The organism is Paracoccus sp. S1E-3 (assembly GCF_013868135.1).
Lineage (GTDB): Bacteria > Pseudomonadota > Alphaproteobacteria > Rhodobacterales > Rhodobacteraceae > Paracoccus.
The window spans coordinates 385,439-398,704 of record NZ_JACEMU010000004.1; the positions used below are offsets into that span (position 1 = coordinate 385,439).

Annotated in this window: 17 protein-coding genes; 10 read left to right on the plus strand and 7 right to left on the minus strand. The window is 65.0% G+C overall.

Annotated elements, in window-relative coordinates:
- Position 1: 1 nt before the first annotated feature.
- The 3 genes from H1S04_RS01895 to alr are packed head-to-tail and all read right to left on the minus strand — an operon-like array spanning position 2 to position 2,519.
- On the minus strand, positions 2-730 hold the full coding sequence (locus H1S04_RS01895) for an ABC transporter ATP-binding protein (protein ID WP_181743873.1): 729 nt from the start codon (positions 728-730) through the stop codon (positions 2-4).
- Positions 727-1,494: an ABC transporter permease gene (locus H1S04_RS01900; protein WP_181743874.1), complete on the minus strand. Its 768-nt coding sequence runs from the start codon at positions 1,492-1,494 to the stop codon at positions 727-729. The genes H1S04_RS01895 and H1S04_RS01900 overlap by 4 nt, the downstream gene beginning before the upstream one ends.
- Positions 1,491-2,519, minus strand: coding sequence for an alanine racemase (alr, locus tag H1S04_RS01905; RefSeq protein ID WP_181743875.1), 1,029 nt, complete (start codon positions 2,517-2,519; stop codon positions 1,491-1,493). The genes H1S04_RS01900 and alr overlap by 4 nt, the downstream gene beginning before the upstream one ends.
- A 655-nt stretch (positions 2,520-3,174) precedes the next feature.
- Between alr and H1S04_RS01910 the strand changes: the two genes are divergently transcribed.
- The 6 genes from H1S04_RS01910 to H1S04_RS01935 all read left to right on the plus strand — a co-directional run bounded on the left by H1S04_RS01910 (position 3,175) and on the right by H1S04_RS01935 (position 6,441).
- Complete coding sequence (locus H1S04_RS01910) at positions 3,175-3,843, plus strand: DUF6497 family protein (protein ID WP_181743876.1); 669 nt, start codon at positions 3,175-3,177, stop codon at positions 3,841-3,843.
- A 160-nt stretch (positions 3,844-4,003) separates the two neighbouring features.
- Positions 4,004-4,141, plus strand: coding sequence for a hypothetical protein (locus H1S04_RS01915; RefSeq protein WP_181743877.1), 138 nt, complete (start codon positions 4,004-4,006; stop codon positions 4,139-4,141).
- Between the two features lie 104 nt (positions 4,142-4,245).
- Positions 4,246-4,674 (plus strand): hypothetical protein, encoded by a 429-nt coding sequence (locus H1S04_RS01920; RefSeq protein WP_181743878.1) that lies wholly within the window; start codon positions 4,246-4,248, stop codon positions 4,672-4,674.
- 138 nt (positions 4,675-4,812) lie between these two features.
- Positions 4,813-5,049 (plus strand): hypothetical protein, encoded by a 237-nt coding sequence (locus H1S04_RS01925; protein WP_181743879.1) that lies wholly within the window; start codon positions 4,813-4,815, stop codon positions 5,047-5,049.
- Between the two features lie 115 nt (positions 5,050-5,164).
- On the plus strand, positions 5,165-5,389 hold the full coding sequence (locus H1S04_RS01930) for a YMGG-like glycine zipper-containing protein (RefSeq protein ID WP_181743880.1): 225 nt from the start codon (positions 5,165-5,167) through the stop codon (positions 5,387-5,389).
- Positions 5,390-5,889: 500 nt separating this feature from the next.
- Entirely contained in the window at positions 5,890-6,441 is a 552-nt protein-coding gene (locus H1S04_RS01935; protein ID WP_181743881.1) for a hypothetical protein, read from the plus strand.
- A gap of 125 nt (positions 6,442-6,566) precedes the next feature.
- Here the strand turns inward: H1S04_RS01935 and H1S04_RS01940 are convergent, their stop codons facing one another.
- Positions 6,567-7,100, minus strand: coding sequence for a DUF4174 domain-containing protein (locus tag H1S04_RS01940; RefSeq protein ID WP_255435429.1), 534 nt, complete (start codon positions 7,098-7,100; stop codon positions 6,567-6,569).
- A 123-nt stretch (positions 7,101-7,223) separates the two neighbouring features.
- Here H1S04_RS01940 and H1S04_RS01945 point away from each other — a divergent pair, with 123 nt between their 5' ends.
- From H1S04_RS01945 to H1S04_RS01960, 4 genes are all read left to right on the plus strand, one after another.
- Entirely contained in the window at positions 7,224-7,739 is a 516-nt protein-coding gene (locus H1S04_RS01945) for a hypothetical protein (RefSeq protein WP_181743882.1), read from the plus strand.
- 1 nt (position 7,740) lies between these two features.
- A complete protein-coding gene (locus tag H1S04_RS01950) occupies positions 7,741-8,226 on the plus strand; it encodes a metal-dependent hydrolase (RefSeq protein ID WP_181743883.1) in 486 nt (161 codons plus the stop codon).
- 93 nt (positions 8,227-8,319) lie between these two features.
- Complete coding sequence (locus tag H1S04_RS01955; protein WP_181743884.1) at positions 8,320-9,606, plus strand: homoserine dehydrogenase; 1,287 nt, start codon at positions 8,320-8,322, stop codon at positions 9,604-9,606.
- Between the two features lie 72 nt (positions 9,607-9,678).
- Positions 9,679-10,035 carry an MmcQ/YjbR family DNA-binding protein gene (locus tag H1S04_RS01960; RefSeq protein ID WP_181743885.1) on the plus strand — a complete coding sequence of 119 codons (357 nt, stop codon included), beginning with the start codon at positions 9,679-9,681 and terminating at the stop codon, positions 10,033-10,035.
- Between the two features lie 338 nt (positions 10,036-10,373).
- Here H1S04_RS01960 and H1S04_RS01965 read toward each other — a convergent pair whose 3' ends face one another.
- From H1S04_RS01965 to H1S04_RS01975, 3 genes are all read right to left on the minus strand, one after another.
- Positions 10,374-11,468 (minus strand): ABC transporter ATP-binding protein, encoded by a 1,095-nt coding sequence (locus H1S04_RS01965; RefSeq protein ID WP_181745370.1) that lies wholly within the window; start codon positions 11,466-11,468, stop codon positions 10,374-10,376.
- A 95-nt stretch (positions 11,469-11,563) separates the two neighbouring features.
- Positions 11,564-12,370, minus strand: coding sequence for an ABC transporter permease (locus H1S04_RS01970; RefSeq protein WP_181743886.1), 807 nt, complete (start codon positions 12,368-12,370; stop codon positions 11,564-11,566).
- On the minus strand, positions 12,367-13,239 hold the full coding sequence (locus H1S04_RS01975) for an ABC transporter permease (protein ID WP_181743887.1): 873 nt from the start codon (positions 13,237-13,239) through the stop codon (positions 12,367-12,369). Before H1S04_RS01975 ends, H1S04_RS01970 begins: the two co-directional genes overlap by 4 nt.
- Positions 13,240-13,266 lie beyond the last annotated feature (27 nt).

Sequence of the window (13,266 nt, forward strand, 5' to 3'; positions counted from 1 at the left end):
TTCAGGGGCGCCAGATGCCACGGATGAAGTCATGCAGATGCGGTTCGGTGGCGGCATCCATGGCGGAAACGTCGCCCTGCCACCAGACCCTGCCCCCGGCCAGCATTGCCACGCGGTCGCCGACGCAGCGCACGGTGGTCATGTCATGGGTGATGGTGATGGCGCTGGCGCCGGTCTCGGTCACGATGTCGCGGATCAGCGCGTTGATGCGCGCGGCGCGGATCGGGTCGAGGCCGGTCGTCGGTTCGTCAAAGAAGATCACCTTGGGGTCGGTTGCGATGGCGCGCGCAAGGCCCGCGCGTTTCGCCATGCCGCCCGATAGCGCGGCGGGATGCAGGTCGGCGACCTCGGGGCCGAGGCCCACGCGGGCCAGCTTCTCCAGCGCGACGGCGCGCGCCTTGCGGTCGCCGAGGCGGGCGCGCAGGCGGAAGGCGACATTCTGCCAGACGGTCAGGCTGTCAAACAGCGCCGCACCCTGAAACAGCATGCCGAAACCGTCCAGAAATGCCGGGCGGCGGGCGGCGGTCAGCGCCGCGCCCTGCCACAGCACTTGCCCGGCATCCGGGGTTTCCAGCCCGAGAATGCATTTCAGCAGCACCGACTTGCCGGTGCCCGACTGGCCGATCACCACGAGGCTTTCACCGGGTGCCACCGCCAGGTCCACCCCCGCCAGCACCGTCTGGGCGCCGAAGCTTTTGGTCAGCGCGCGGGTCTCCAGTACGGGACTCATGCGAAGAAAATCCCGGTCAGAATGAAATTTGCGGCGAAGATGCCGACTGCGGCCGCCACCACGGCATACTTGGTGGCCCGGCCTACCCCCGCCGCGCCCCGGCCCGCATTCATCCCGAACCAGCAGCCCGACAGCGCCACGATCAGGCCGAAGACCGCGCCTTTCAGAAGGCCCGAGATCACGTCCCAGCTTTCCAGAAACGACCAGCTGCCGTTGATATAGGCTGCCGAGGTGAAGCCCAGCGACTGTGTGCCCACGATCCAGCCGCCCATGATGCCGATCACATCCCCCACGCCGACCAGCATCGGCACCGCAAGGATCGCGGCCCAGATCCGCGGCGTGACCAGATGGCGGATCGGGTCTGCCGACAGCGTCACCAGGGCGTCGATCTGTTCCGTCACCCGCATGGTGCCGATTTCCGCCGCGATGCTGGACGCCACCCGCGCCGCCACCATCAACCCGCCCAGCACCGGGCCGAGTTCGCGCGCCATGCCGATGGCGACCACGGCGGGCATCACGTCGCCGGCGGCGAAACGCTCGCCCCCCGAATACATCTGCAGGGCCAGTGCTGCGCCGGTGAACAGCGCCGTCAGCCCCACCACCGGCAGCGAGAGCCAGCCGATCTGGACCATCTGGCGCAGGAACTCGCGCGGGTCGGGCATGGCGAACAGCCCCCGCGCGGCGAAGATCGCCATCCGGCCGGTGCCGCGCAAAGCGGCCAGCACGACGCGACCAAGTCCGGAGACGGGGGCGGTCAGGATCATACGGTCTGACGCGGATAGCGGCGGCCAAGCCCGGTCAGCACCTCGTAGCCGATGGTGCCCATGGCTTCGGCCACGGCATCGACGGGTTGCTGCGGGCAGATCAGGTCCAGTTCATCCGGCACATCGGCCAATGCGGACACATCGGCGGTGATCAGGTCCATGGATACGCGGCCAAGGATCGGGCAGCGGATATCGCCGGCGAACAGGTCGATCCGCGGGCGCTGCCCGTCCGAGGAGAGCGTCCGGTGCAGCCCGTCCGCATAGCCCGCGGCCAGCGTCGCCACGCGGGTCGGCCGCTCGGCCGCCCAGGTGTTGGAATAGCCGACCGTCTCGCCGGGGGCGACCTCACGCACCTGAATGACCGGCAGCGATAGGCGCAGGACGGGGCGCGCATCGGCAAAGGGCATCCCGCCATAGAGCCCCACACCGGGGCGGGTGATATCGAAATGATACTCCGGCCCGAGCAGGATGCCCCCGGTCGCAGCGAAGCTCAACGGGACGGTCACGCCCTCGGTCATCGCGCGAAAGGCGGCCAGTTGGCGACGGTTCATCGGGTGCTCCGGCTCATCGGCGCAGGCCAGATGCGACATCACCAGTTCCGGGCCAGCGGCGAGGATTTCAGCCTTCAGCGCCGCCCATTCGCCCGGCTCGAACCCCAAGCGGTTCATGCCGGTATCCAGCTGGATGGCGAAGCCACGGCCGGGACGGATGGCGCGGTCGCGAAAATATTGCTCGGGGCTGTTCAGGACCGGGATGGCGTCACCCAGATCGGCGCCCGCCATATGGCCCGACAGCACGAAGATGCGCGGTCCCTGCCCCAGGGCCTCGCGCAGGGCGCGCGCCTCGGATGCCAGCGCCACGAAGAAATCGGTGGCGCCTTCCTCGGCCAGGGCGCGGGCGACAAGGCCTGCGCCCAGCCCATAGCCATCAGCCTTGACGACCGCGGCCGACCGCGCGCCCGGTGCCTTGCCGGCAAGGGCGCGGTAATTGGCCTTCAAGGCCGAAAGATCAATCTGCAATGCCATGGACCGGCTTTCCCCCATCCCCCCCGCTTCGTCAAGGGCGCGCCCATTCGTGCCGCCTTTGGCAAGACCTGCCGAAATCAACGCCGAGAGGAAAATATGCGCGATATTCGGAACCAGTTTGAGAAATACCGGCAGGCAGCCAGACTGGGCCCTGCCGGTAACACATCGACGCCCGGCACGCGTGCGGCAAGCGGATCGCGCGCGAAGGGCTGAAATTCATGCTTGGAGGACGGCAGCTTCGAGGAATTCGGCATATCCGTCACCCCTTGCTCGGTCGAGTTCGTTGGGCAGCGAGCGCCCGACGCGCAACGGGGTGGTGAGCGAATGGGGCACCATCAGGGGGGCGCATGATTTACGCCTATGTGCCGAATAACATCATCTCCGGTGCCGCGCGTTCGGAAATCCATACCGCGAAGATCCGAAAAGATCACGGATAAGGCGATCCAGAATGGCGCATCCCGGATCGGGCCGAACGATTCGGGCACCCCGTTGGTGACTTATACACAGGTAGTACAGCGCAACATCCTCGCCGCCGCCGGGCGCGTCGTCACCGCCGAGGGGATCCAGCCCCACACCATGCGACATGGCGTGCCTTCACCGGTCTGTGCAATAAAAAGCAGGACAATCCATGGAAAAAGCGCGATAAACTGCCGCCATGAAACACCCTGTGACTCGCCGCACGCTGTTCCTTTCACTGATGGTCCTCGCAGCCCCCGCCGCGGCCGAGGACATCACCGCGGTCCCATTGCCGGTGCCATCCGGCCAGCCGGTCTATTGGCAGGAGACCATCCACGGCACGCCCGGCACCCGAGGGCTGACCTATCGCTTTCGCTTCGTCGCCCCCGATCTGGCCGATCTGGTGCCCTGGGCGGACGCGGCCCCCATGGATGAACTGACCGAGGAAGACCTCGCCGCGCTGGAAAACCTGGCCGATAGCGAGGGCGATCCCGCCGCCTCGATCCTGTCCACGGCGGTGGATGACGGGCTGATTTCCCAACATGAACTGACGCTTGCCCCCGCGATGTCGGTGCCCGACGCCGAGGAGGTGGCCGATGCGGTCATCGCCTCCGAACTCGACGGCGAGGTGCTGCCCCCCGCCCCCGCTTTCATGGTGCAGGACCCGATGCATGACGACATCGTCTGGCTGTGCGAGAATTTCGTGCTGCCGCGCATCGCCAGCCCCGCCCCGCGCCCGACTGAAATCGTGATCTCGCTCTCGGACCGGCCCACGGCGGCGGGCGATCTGGCGACCGGCGCGGTGCAACTTTTCGAGGCCTTCAGCCTGCCGCCCGACCGCGATATATGCGTGTGGGAACCCTTCTGACGGCTGATGCAAGCCTGCCACAGGTCGGCGGGCAGACGCCGATTGCGATCAGCCTCTGCTACCCCCGTAGGCTTTTCCTCCGTAAAATCAGCGCGTCCGCGCATCCCGCGTGCCGACAATCGACAAAAAGGGGCACCAACCCCTTATACAGGAGCAGACAATGTCGAAGAAAATCGCGCTTGCCCTCATCGCCGTGGGCGTTCTGGCCGCTTGCCAACCCCGCCAGCCCGAAGTCATCACCACCCCCGGCCCCGTCTCGGTCGAGCCGGTCTATCAGGGCAAGTACGGCGCCAACTGATCCTGGCCAGCCGTAGCGCGGGCGGACCGACTGCCCGCGCAACCTCACGCGCTTGCCCCGCATGGGCGGCGCGATTGACCGAATGCGTGGAACAGGGGCACGACATGCTGAAACATCGCGGATTTCCATCCCGGCTGCCCTCGAGCGACTATCAGTTCACGATTCGACGCGCCAACGCCAAGGGCGCCACCAAGCTGATCGCCCGCGAGCGCTTCCGCGACCGCAGTGCCGCCGACCGCCGTGCCGATACCGCCTTTCTGGCCGCGCTCATCACCCATTTCGGCGAGGAGGAGTTCGAACGCGGCAACCTCGACGCCGGGCGGCTGTCCTGGCTGCTGGGCCGCGAAGTGGTGCCGGTGGGCAAGCTGGATCCGACATCCTATGAACAACTGTTCCGGATCGATATGCGCAAGGCGCAGGCCAATTTCCCCGAGATCTTTGCCGCAAGCGACGAGGATCAGCCGGAAGATGGCGACGACTGGGACGATGACGAAGATGACTGGGACGATGAGGAGGACGAGGACGATCAATAAGCGGCGGATTGCCGCTTATTGGAATTTCACGCGCTTGTCAGTTTCGCGGCGTGAACCGCTGTGGCAGATTGCGCGTTACAAGCGAATACATCCGTAGAAAGCGGATTTCAGACAAAGTTCAGACAAAGGCAGTGTACTATGCAGACCAAAACCTCTCTGCGCCTCGTGGGCGCCCTTCTTGCAGCAACCGCGCTGTCGGCTTGCCAGCAGGGTCCCTATGGCGGCGCCGGCATGTCGCCCGACGCGCAGCGTGCGCTGATCGGCGCGGGTGCTGGCGCTGTGGCCGCGAAAGCCTTCGATGAAGATATCGGCACCGGTGCCGTGCTGGGCGCGGCTGCTGGCGCGCTGTGCGACGACGCGCGCGTCTGCCAGTAAGCCTGGCGACGGCCTGTCCATAACAGATCAGCGCGGCCGCCCCGGTGGCCGCCATATTTTTCACCCTCAGGCCGCAACGCCAGCGTTGGCGGCCTTTATACGGAGCATGACAGACATGCAAAAACTCACATTTGCGGGGATCGCCGCGGTTCTGGCCTTCGGCGTTGCCGGTTGCACCCAGAACATCAACCCGACCGATGTCGACCGCGCCGCAATCGGCGCGGCGGCTGGTGCGACCATTGCCAAGGTCGCCGGTAAAGATAACAGCGACGTGCTCAAGGGTGCTGCCATCGGTGCAGCGGGCGGTGCGATCTGTAACGACGTCGGCTTCTGCCGGTAATCGTCACACTTCCTGCGGCGCTCACGTGTTGCAGGAAACTCCATGTGAAGCCGCCTCGGGTCCTGCCGGAGGCGGCTTTTTCGTGCCGGTATCGCTGGCTGGTTCCAGAAGATCCGGGATCGCCGGTCGCATCATCAGGGCCGCCCGCATGATGCGATAGCCATGGGCGCAATCGTTCCCGGCCGGGCGCCAGATGCGGCAGGCCGGGCGGCTCGCTGGGGCAGAAGGTGAGCAAGATCCCCTCAGCCTTCCCCCATGCGGCGGATGGCCGCCCCAAGCCACTGATCTGTCATACTTTCTGCTGCCTTCGATGCCGGGGCCGGACACGACCATTGCGGTGGCCGTCGTCGATAGGGTAGATACCGGTCAACCGCTCTGGCCGCGGGCAAGGCGATGGGGATAGGAAGCATCCCCCGCGTCCGGCCCATCCGGCCGTCATCCGCGCCGATCTCGGTCAGAGCCAGAGGTCGATGATGTAATCAGGGGATTTGACTGACCCGATGCCGCCCCTCGACCAGATCCTCGCCCCGCAGGCGCAATCGGCGGTGATCGCCGGGCTGTTTCTGGCCATCGGCTGGTGGGTGGTGGCGCTGCAGGGCCGCAGGCGCGACGCCAAGCTGCGCGCCGAACGCGTGCGCGATGTGCAGCGCGCGCTGTTTGCCGAAATCCGCGCCTATCTGGCGGTGCTGGAGCGCGATCACATCGCGGAATATGGCGCGGCGATCGCCGCGCGGATCGAGACAGAACAGGGCTATTTCCCGGTCATACCGACCGAGCATAACAACGCCATTTTCCACGCCATCGTCAGCGAAATTCACGTTCTGCCGCGCGATACGGTCGATCCGGTGGTGCTGTATTACAGTCAGCTCAACGCGATCGGGGCGATGATTACGGATCTGAGGGCGCTGGATACGGCGCGGATCGGGCAGGAACGCGCGGCCGCGATGTATCGGGATTATATTTCAATGAAGCTGGGCGCCATCGAACTGGGCGAAGGCGCGTTGGCGGCCATCCGGGCCAATATGGACGGGACGGGCCGGTCGGTTCAATAGCCCGGACGCGGACCGGTCCTGACCTTGATCGGCTTGGGCGTATAAATCGCAGACATGTCGATCTCCATTTTCATGGTCTCAATATAGGAAAGATTGCGGCATTTCGCAATCTTTCGCGTAAAAACTCAGGGCAACACCCCCGCCCGGCCGATTTCCTCCAGCCGCAGCGGGAATTTGTCGATGGCGCGCGAGATTTCACGCACGCTCCACGGGGCGGGTTTGCGTTGCTTCACCTGCCCATCCTTGTCCATGATCACCAGTGAAAAGCCGCGCGGATGCAGCTGCTGCCGCCATGGGCTGCGCGCGCCCGGATCGGTATCGGTGATGACCACCACGTCGCGGTCTATCAAGGGCTGGGGAAGGTCCTGCAGGGCCTTGATCTGCACGAGGAAGGACGGATCGGCGGCGGTATCCGCAAAGACGACCACCGGCCGGGCCTGCCACAGGAATTCCTCTGGCGTGGTGGTCGTGGCTTCCAGGACATGCAGCCCGCTGGCAGTCGCCGCATCATTCGGCGCGGGATCGGGACGCGCCGCCTGGGCGGCATCGACATCCGCCGCCGAGGGCGGATTGACGCGCGAGGGCGTCCCCATCTCGCGCCCCGGTCCCATCGCCGCCACCGCCAAGACCATCATCGTGATCGCAAACAGATTTTTCATCAACACCTCGCTTATCCTAGCATATAGGCGCAGCCGGCGATTGGGAAAGGAGGCAGGGGAGGTTTCGATGCAGTCAGGGTGCAGACAAGCCCGAAACCCTGGATTAGAAATCGGGGCATGACCATGTCTCGATCCCCTGCCCGTCTGCCTGACGATTTCGCCGCCTCGCTTGGCCATGCCATCGCCAGCTTCGGCTTTCTGGAGGAAGCGCTGAAGCGCGCCATCTTCGCCTTGTCGCTGGACGGGCTGGGCAAGCGCCCGGATGACCGCGCGGTGGCCTCTTTCCTGCAACGGATGGAGGATATTGCCGATGATACGCTGGGAACGCTGATCGACCAGTTCATCAAGCAGATGGGCCGCGCCCAGATCCGTGACGAAGACAAGCTGGCGGCCGAGCTGCGCGCAATCCGCAACAACCGTAACCTGCTGTGCCACGCCTCATGGAAACCCTCCGAGATACAGGGCCGCTGGCGTCCGTCCTTTCTGAACACTAAAGGTGAGGTCTTCCCCAGCGACATGGGCCAGGAAGACATCGACGCCATCGCCGCCGAAACCTTGCGGGTGGCGGGCCGGGTGGTGTCGATCATGCGCGCCACCGGCATTGACGGCGAATGGGTCGGCCACGACCCGGTAAGCTGACATGCTGATCGCGCATCTGCCCTCGGGCTATCTGCTGGGACGCGGCGCGAATGCGGGCGGGCGGGCAATGGTGGCGGCGCTGCTGGGATCGGTCGCGCCCGATTTCGACCTGCTATGGTTCCATCTGGTCGATCATGGCCGGGTGCATCACCACGACTATTACAGCCATATTCCCGGTTTCTGGCTGCTGGTGGCCCTGCCCGTACTTGCGCTTCTGCGCTGGTTTGCACCGTCCCGATTGAGGATCGCCGCGATATTCTTCGCCGGCATCTTCCTGCATCTCGCGCTGGATACACTGGTCGGCGGGATCATGTGGCGGTGGCCCCTCGACGATCATCTGTATTCGCTGGCCGTGGTGCCCGCCCGTTACGGCAACTGGGTCGTCAGCTTCATCCTGCATTGGAGCTTTCTGACCGAGATCGCCATCACCCTTCTGGCCGTGTGGCTATTCTGGCGCGACCGGCGGGGCCGGCCCGCCACAGGATAGCTGACGCGCAGGAATTCTGCCGCGTTGCAACGGCACGCGCGCCACGCTAACACCCGTCCAGGCTAGACCACATGCAAGCGACAAGAGGATTTCATGTCCGCCCCCCTTCGGCTTGGCATTGCCGGGCTCGGCACTGTCGGTATCGGTGTCATCAAGATCATCCAGAAACACGCCGATCTGCTGTCGGCGCGCTCGGGCCGTCCGGTGACGATCACGGCGGTCAGCGCGCGGGACCGGATGAAGAACCGCGACGCGGACCTGTCGGCCTATGTCTGGGAGGATGATCCGGTCAAACTTGCGGCCCGTGACGATGTCGACATCTATGTCGAGCTGATCGGCGGGGATGAAGGCGTGGCCCGCCAATCCGTCGAACTGGCGCTGAAATCCGGCAAGGACGTGGTCACCGCCAACAAGGCGCTGCTGGCCATGCACGGGCAGCAGTTGGCCGAGCTGGCCGAGGGCCAGGGCCGGGTGATCCGTTTCGAGGCCGCCGTCGCCGGCGGCATCCCCGTCATCAAGACCATGACCGAATCGCTGGCCGGCAACCACATCGCCCGCGTCATGGGGGTGATGAACGGCACCTGCAATTACATCCTGACCCGGATGGAAAGCGCGGGTCTGCCCTATGAGGCCGTGTTCGAGGAGGCCCGTCAGCTGGGCTATCTGGAGGCCGATCCGACACTGGACGTGGGCGGTATCGATGCCAGCCACAAGCTGGCGATCCTCTCCTCCATCGCCTTCGGCACCCAGGTCGCCTTTGACGGGGTCGAGATCGAGGGGATCGAACGCGTCAGCATCGACGATATTCGCCGCGCCGCCGATATGGGCTACCGCATCAAGCTGCTGGGCGTGGCGCAGATGACCGGGCGCGGGTTGGAGCAGCGCATGTCGCCCTGTCTGGTGCCCGCCGACAGCCCGCTCGGGCAGTTGCAGGGCGGCACCAACATGGTCGTGATCGAGGGCGACAGCGTGGGCCAGATCGTGCTGCGCGGCGCCGGCGCCGGTGAAGGCCCGACCGCCAGCGCGGTGATGTCGGACATTATCGAACTCGCGCGCGGGGTGCGCATGCCGGTCTTCGGCGAGCCCGCGAAGCAGCTGAAAAAGCCCGTTCATGCCCGCACGGCCGTGCCCGCTGCCTATTATCTGCGGCTGGCCCTGCTGGACAAACCCGGTGCGCTGGCGAAGGTCGCCACCGTGCTGGGCGACGCGGGGATTTCCATCCACCGGATGCGGCAATACGATCATCAGGATGGCCCTGCCCCGGTGCTGATCGTGACCCACAAGACCACACCGGACGCCATCGATCACGCCATTGCCGAACTGCCGAAGACCGGGGTGATCGCCGAGGATCCGGTGGAATTGCGGATCGAGGAAGTCTGAATCGAGGGCCGGAGCGCCACCGCCAGCCCCCCGAGGTATTTTCGCGCGGAAGATGGTGCTAGGCTTCGGCACATGAGTCGGAAGCTGGTCAATCAGATATGCGCGCGCCTGCCGGGGGCGGAGGTCTCTGACCCTTGGGGCGGCGGTCATGATTGCTGGAAGGTCGGCGGCAAGATCTTCGCCCTGATCGGCGCGATGGAGGAGCGCGTCTCGGTGAAATGCGACGGCATCGAGACGGCGGCCATGCTGATCGACGCCGGCGTGGCGCAGAAGGCGCCTTATCTGCACCGCAGTTGGGTGGCACTGGATTGCGACACTGCGGCCGCAGATGAGCTCGCGCACCGGATCCGGCAATCCTACCGGATCATCCGGGCCAGCCTGCCGAAGCAGGTGCAGGCGGGGCTGGGCGCCTTCCCCCAGGACGGATAAGCCTGCGTTGGGGCTTTGGCCAGAATGATCCGCGCGCCGTGCCGGGATCAGCCGACCCCGCCGGGCAGCGGGGCTTGCCATGCAATCAGGTCGTGCGCCGTCCATCGGTCCCAAACCGGGCCGGCAACCCTCATTGACACGCGCCCTGCTGGCGATCCGCCGCCAACATCACCGCCAGACTGTCCCCCGCGCCGAGGAATTGCCCTGAAGCCGCCAGCCCATGCCGCGCGTTGACGGCTTGAGGCGCCGCGGGGCACCGGCCTTGCCGAGGCCGATGCGGAAGGCGTTCTTCCATCACCCCGCCTTCTGCATCCCCCACCGGCCGGTCCCGGCGGGCCTCAGCGGAACAGGATCAGGCTGGAGGGCGACCAGCCAACCGTGGCACGTGTGCCGACATCGGGGATGTCGCGGCCGAAGACGTTGCGCATCGAGATGCGGACGGGCGCCGACAGCGTCCCATCCACCTCGTCCAGACGGGCGTCGTAATAGGTCATGTCGCCGTAATAGACGACCTCGTCGATCACGGCGCCGTTCTGGCGGGGCGCGGTCTGTGGCTGGCCTTCGGGGAAGATGCTCATCGCTTCGGGGCGGAAGCCGATCATCGGCTGTTCGTCATCCTCGCCCTTGGCGGCAACCTGTGAATGCGGCAGGTCGATCTCGCCCAGCCCTTCCACGTCGACGCGGACGGTCTCGGCATCCTCGGACAGGATCGTCACCGGCAGGAAGTTCATCACCCCGATGAAGTCCGCGACCCGGCGGCTGACCGGGCGCGAATACAGCGCCTCGGGGTAGTCCAGCTGGGCGATCTGGCCTTCGAACATCACGGCGATGCGGTCGGACATCACCAATGCCTCCTCCTGGTCATGAGTGACCAGCACGAAGGTAATGCCGACCTGACGTTGCAGCTTGATCAGCTCGACCTGCATCTGTTCGCGCATCTTGCGGTCAAGCGCGGAAAGCGGTTCGTCCAGCAGCAGCACCTTGGGCTTCAGGATCAGCGCCCGCGCCAGCGCGACCCGCTGCCGCTGGCCGCCGGAAAGCGCATGCGCCGCACGCTTGCCGTAACCGGCAAGGCCCACCATCTTCAGCGCTTCTTCGACCGCAGCGGCCTTTTCGGCCTTCGAACGCGGGTCGCGGCGCAGGCCGAAGGCCACGTTCTCGGCCACGGTCAGATGCGGGAAGATGGCATAGGACTGGAAGACCATATTGGTCGGCCGCTTGTTCGCGGGCACATCCGCCATGTCCTTGCCGTCGATCAGCACCACCCCCGAGGAGATATCCTCGAACCCGGCGATGGTGCGCAGAAGGGTGGTCTTGCCGCAGCCCGAAGGCCCGAGCAGCGAGAAGAACTCGCCTTCGCGAATGGTCAGGTTGATGCCGCGCAGGGCGTGATAATCGCCGTAATATTTGTGCACCTCGCGGCATTCGATCATCGGTTTCGCCGCCTGCAGCTCGGCATAGCGGTTGGCCGATTTCGCCTTGCGCGGCGCCGGGGGCTTGGTGGCGGATGCGGTTGCGGTCGTGTCGGTCACAGGAAACCCCCATGGTCTTTCTGGCCGGTGCGGGCAAGGCCGCGGCGGCGGAAGTATTCGGCGACGGCCAGCAGGATGATCGACATCACCACCAGAACGGTGCCGAGCGACATGATGACCGGGATGGATTTCGGGAAGCGCAGCTGGCTGAAGATATAGGTCGGCAGCGTCGGCTCGTTCCCGGCGAGGAAGAAGGCGATGATGAACTCATCGAGCGAGATGGTGAAGCTCATCAGCAGGGCTGAGATGATGCCCGGCATCACCAGCGGCAGGATGACCAGGCGAAACGCGCTCCATTTCGTTTCGCCGAGGTCATAGGCGGCTTCTTCCAGCGATTTATCGAGGCTGTTGAAGGCGGTGGACAGGATGGCGATGGTATAGGGCAGGCAGATCAGCGTATGCCCGAGGATCACCGTGAAGATCGACAGCTTCACCCCGATCGCCAGCAACACCACCAGCATCGACATGGCGATGATGATTTCCGGCAGGACCAGCGGCAGCATGATCAGCCCCATGATGCCGGTCTTGCCCGGAAAGTTGAACCGGGTCGAGGCGCGCGCCGCGAACACGCCCAGGCAGGTCGCGAAGGTGGCCGAGCTGATGGCGATGATCAGCGAATTGGTGAAGGCGCGCCGCAATGTCTGGTTCGCCAGCATCTGCGCGAACCAGTCGGTGGTGAAGCCCTTCAGCGGAAAGGCGATGATGGTGCCGGAATTGAACGCGAAGATCGGCAGCAGCAGGATCGGCGCGTAAAGGAAGATCAGATAGGCGATCGCATAGGCGCGCAGGCCGCTTCCCTTCATTGTTTCACCCTCAGGAAACGGCGGTTGAGGAACAGATAGATCAGGCTGATCACGGTGACGATCAGCATGGCCGTTACCGCCAGCGCCGAGCCCATGGGCTTGTTATCCAGCGCCAGCATGTTCGCCTGCACCATATTGGCGACCATGGGCATCTTGCCACCGCCGATCAGTTCCGGCGTCACATAATCCCCGATGGTCGGGATGAAGACGATCAGCGTGGCCGCGATCACGCCCGGCATGGCAAGCGGCAGTGTCACCCGCCAGAACGTCATCAGCCGCGATTCGCCTAGGTCCCGCCCGGCTTCCAGCAGCGAGCGGTCGATCTTTTCCAGCGCCACATAGATCGGCAGGATGGCAAAGGGTGCATAGGCATGGGCCAGCGTGATGACCATGGCCTGCACGTTGTAAAGCAGGAATCCCAGTGGCTCGTCGATGATACCGAGGCTCGTCAGGGTCGAGTTGATGACGCCGTTATGGCCCAGGATCACCTTCCACAGAAACACCCGGATCAGATACGAGGTCCAGAACGGGATGGTGATGAGAAAGATCCACAGCGCCTTGCGTTCGGGCGGCACCACGAAGGACAGGAAATAGGCGACCGGGAAGGCCAGCAGCACCGTGGCCAGCGTGACCGCGAAGGCCACCCCGAGCGAGCGCGCCATCACCTTGTGGAAGATAGGATCGGACCAGACCGCCCGGTAGTTCTCCAGCGTGAATTCGCGGATCACCTCCAGATAGCCGTCCTTGAAGAAGGAATAGGCGAGGATGGTGATCAGGGGCGCGGCCAGCATCAACACCGCGTAGATCAGCGGCGGCGACACCATGGCCAGACCCTGGCGCGCCTCGGCGTCGAAACGGGTTGAAGACATCATTTCTCCCAAGCGGGGGCGTTTGGA

Excerpts from the sequence above, each read along its gene's own strand:
- H1S04_RS01895 (WP_181743873.1), bottom strand. The coding sequence starts at position 730 with ATGAGTCCCGTACTGGAGACCCGCGCGCTGACCAAAAGCTTCGGCGCC.
- H1S04_RS01900 (WP_181743874.1), bottom strand. The coding sequence starts at position 1,494 with ATGATCCTGACCGCCCCCGTCTCCGGACTTGGTCGCGTCGTGCTGGCC.
- alr (WP_181743875.1), bottom strand. The coding sequence starts at position 2,519 with ATGGCATTGCAGATTGATCTTTCGGCCTTGAAGGCCAATTACCGCGCC.
- H1S04_RS01910 (WP_181743876.1), top strand. The coding sequence starts at position 3,175 with ATGAAACACCCTGTGACTCGCCGCACGCTGTTCCTTTCACTGATGGTC.
- H1S04_RS01915 (WP_181743877.1), top strand. The coding sequence starts at position 4,004 with ATGTCGAAGAAAATCGCGCTTGCCCTCATCGCCGTGGGCGTTCTGGCC.
- H1S04_RS01920 (WP_181743878.1), top strand. The coding sequence starts at position 4,246 with ATGCTGAAACATCGCGGATTTCCATCCCGGCTGCCCTCGAGCGACTAT.
- H1S04_RS01925 (WP_181743879.1), top strand. The coding sequence starts at position 4,813 with ATGCAGACCAAAACCTCTCTGCGCCTCGTGGGCGCCCTTCTTGCAGCA.
- H1S04_RS01930 (WP_181743880.1), top strand. The coding sequence starts at position 5,165 with ATGCAAAAACTCACATTTGCGGGGATCGCCGCGGTTCTGGCCTTCGGC.
- H1S04_RS01935 (WP_181743881.1), top strand. The coding sequence starts at position 5,890 with ATGCCGCCCCTCGACCAGATCCTCGCCCCGCAGGCGCAATCGGCGGTG.
- H1S04_RS01940 (WP_255435429.1), bottom strand. The coding sequence starts at position 7,100 with ATGAAAAATCTGTTTGCGATCACGATGATGGTCTTGGCGGTGGCGGCG.
- H1S04_RS01945 (WP_181743882.1), top strand. The coding sequence starts at position 7,224 with ATGTCTCGATCCCCTGCCCGTCTGCCTGACGATTTCGCCGCCTCGCTT.
- H1S04_RS01950 (WP_181743883.1), top strand. The coding sequence starts at position 7,741 with ATGCTGATCGCGCATCTGCCCTCGGGCTATCTGCTGGGACGCGGCGCG.
- H1S04_RS01955 (WP_181743884.1), top strand. The coding sequence starts at position 8,320 with ATGTCCGCCCCCCTTCGGCTTGGCATTGCCGGGCTCGGCACTGTCGGT.
- H1S04_RS01960 (WP_181743885.1), top strand. The coding sequence starts at position 9,679 with ATGAGTCGGAAGCTGGTCAATCAGATATGCGCGCGCCTGCCGGGGGCG.
- H1S04_RS01965 (WP_181745370.1), bottom strand. The coding sequence starts at position 11,468 with ATGATCGAATGCCGCGAGGTGCACAAATATTACGGCGATTATCACGCC.
- H1S04_RS01970 (WP_181743886.1), bottom strand. The coding sequence starts at position 12,370 with ATGAAGGGAAGCGGCCTGCGCGCCTATGCGATCGCCTATCTGATCTTC.
- H1S04_RS01975 (WP_181743887.1), bottom strand. The coding sequence starts at position 13,239 with ATGTCTTCAACCCGTTTCGACGCCGAGGCGCGCCAGGGTCTGGCCATG.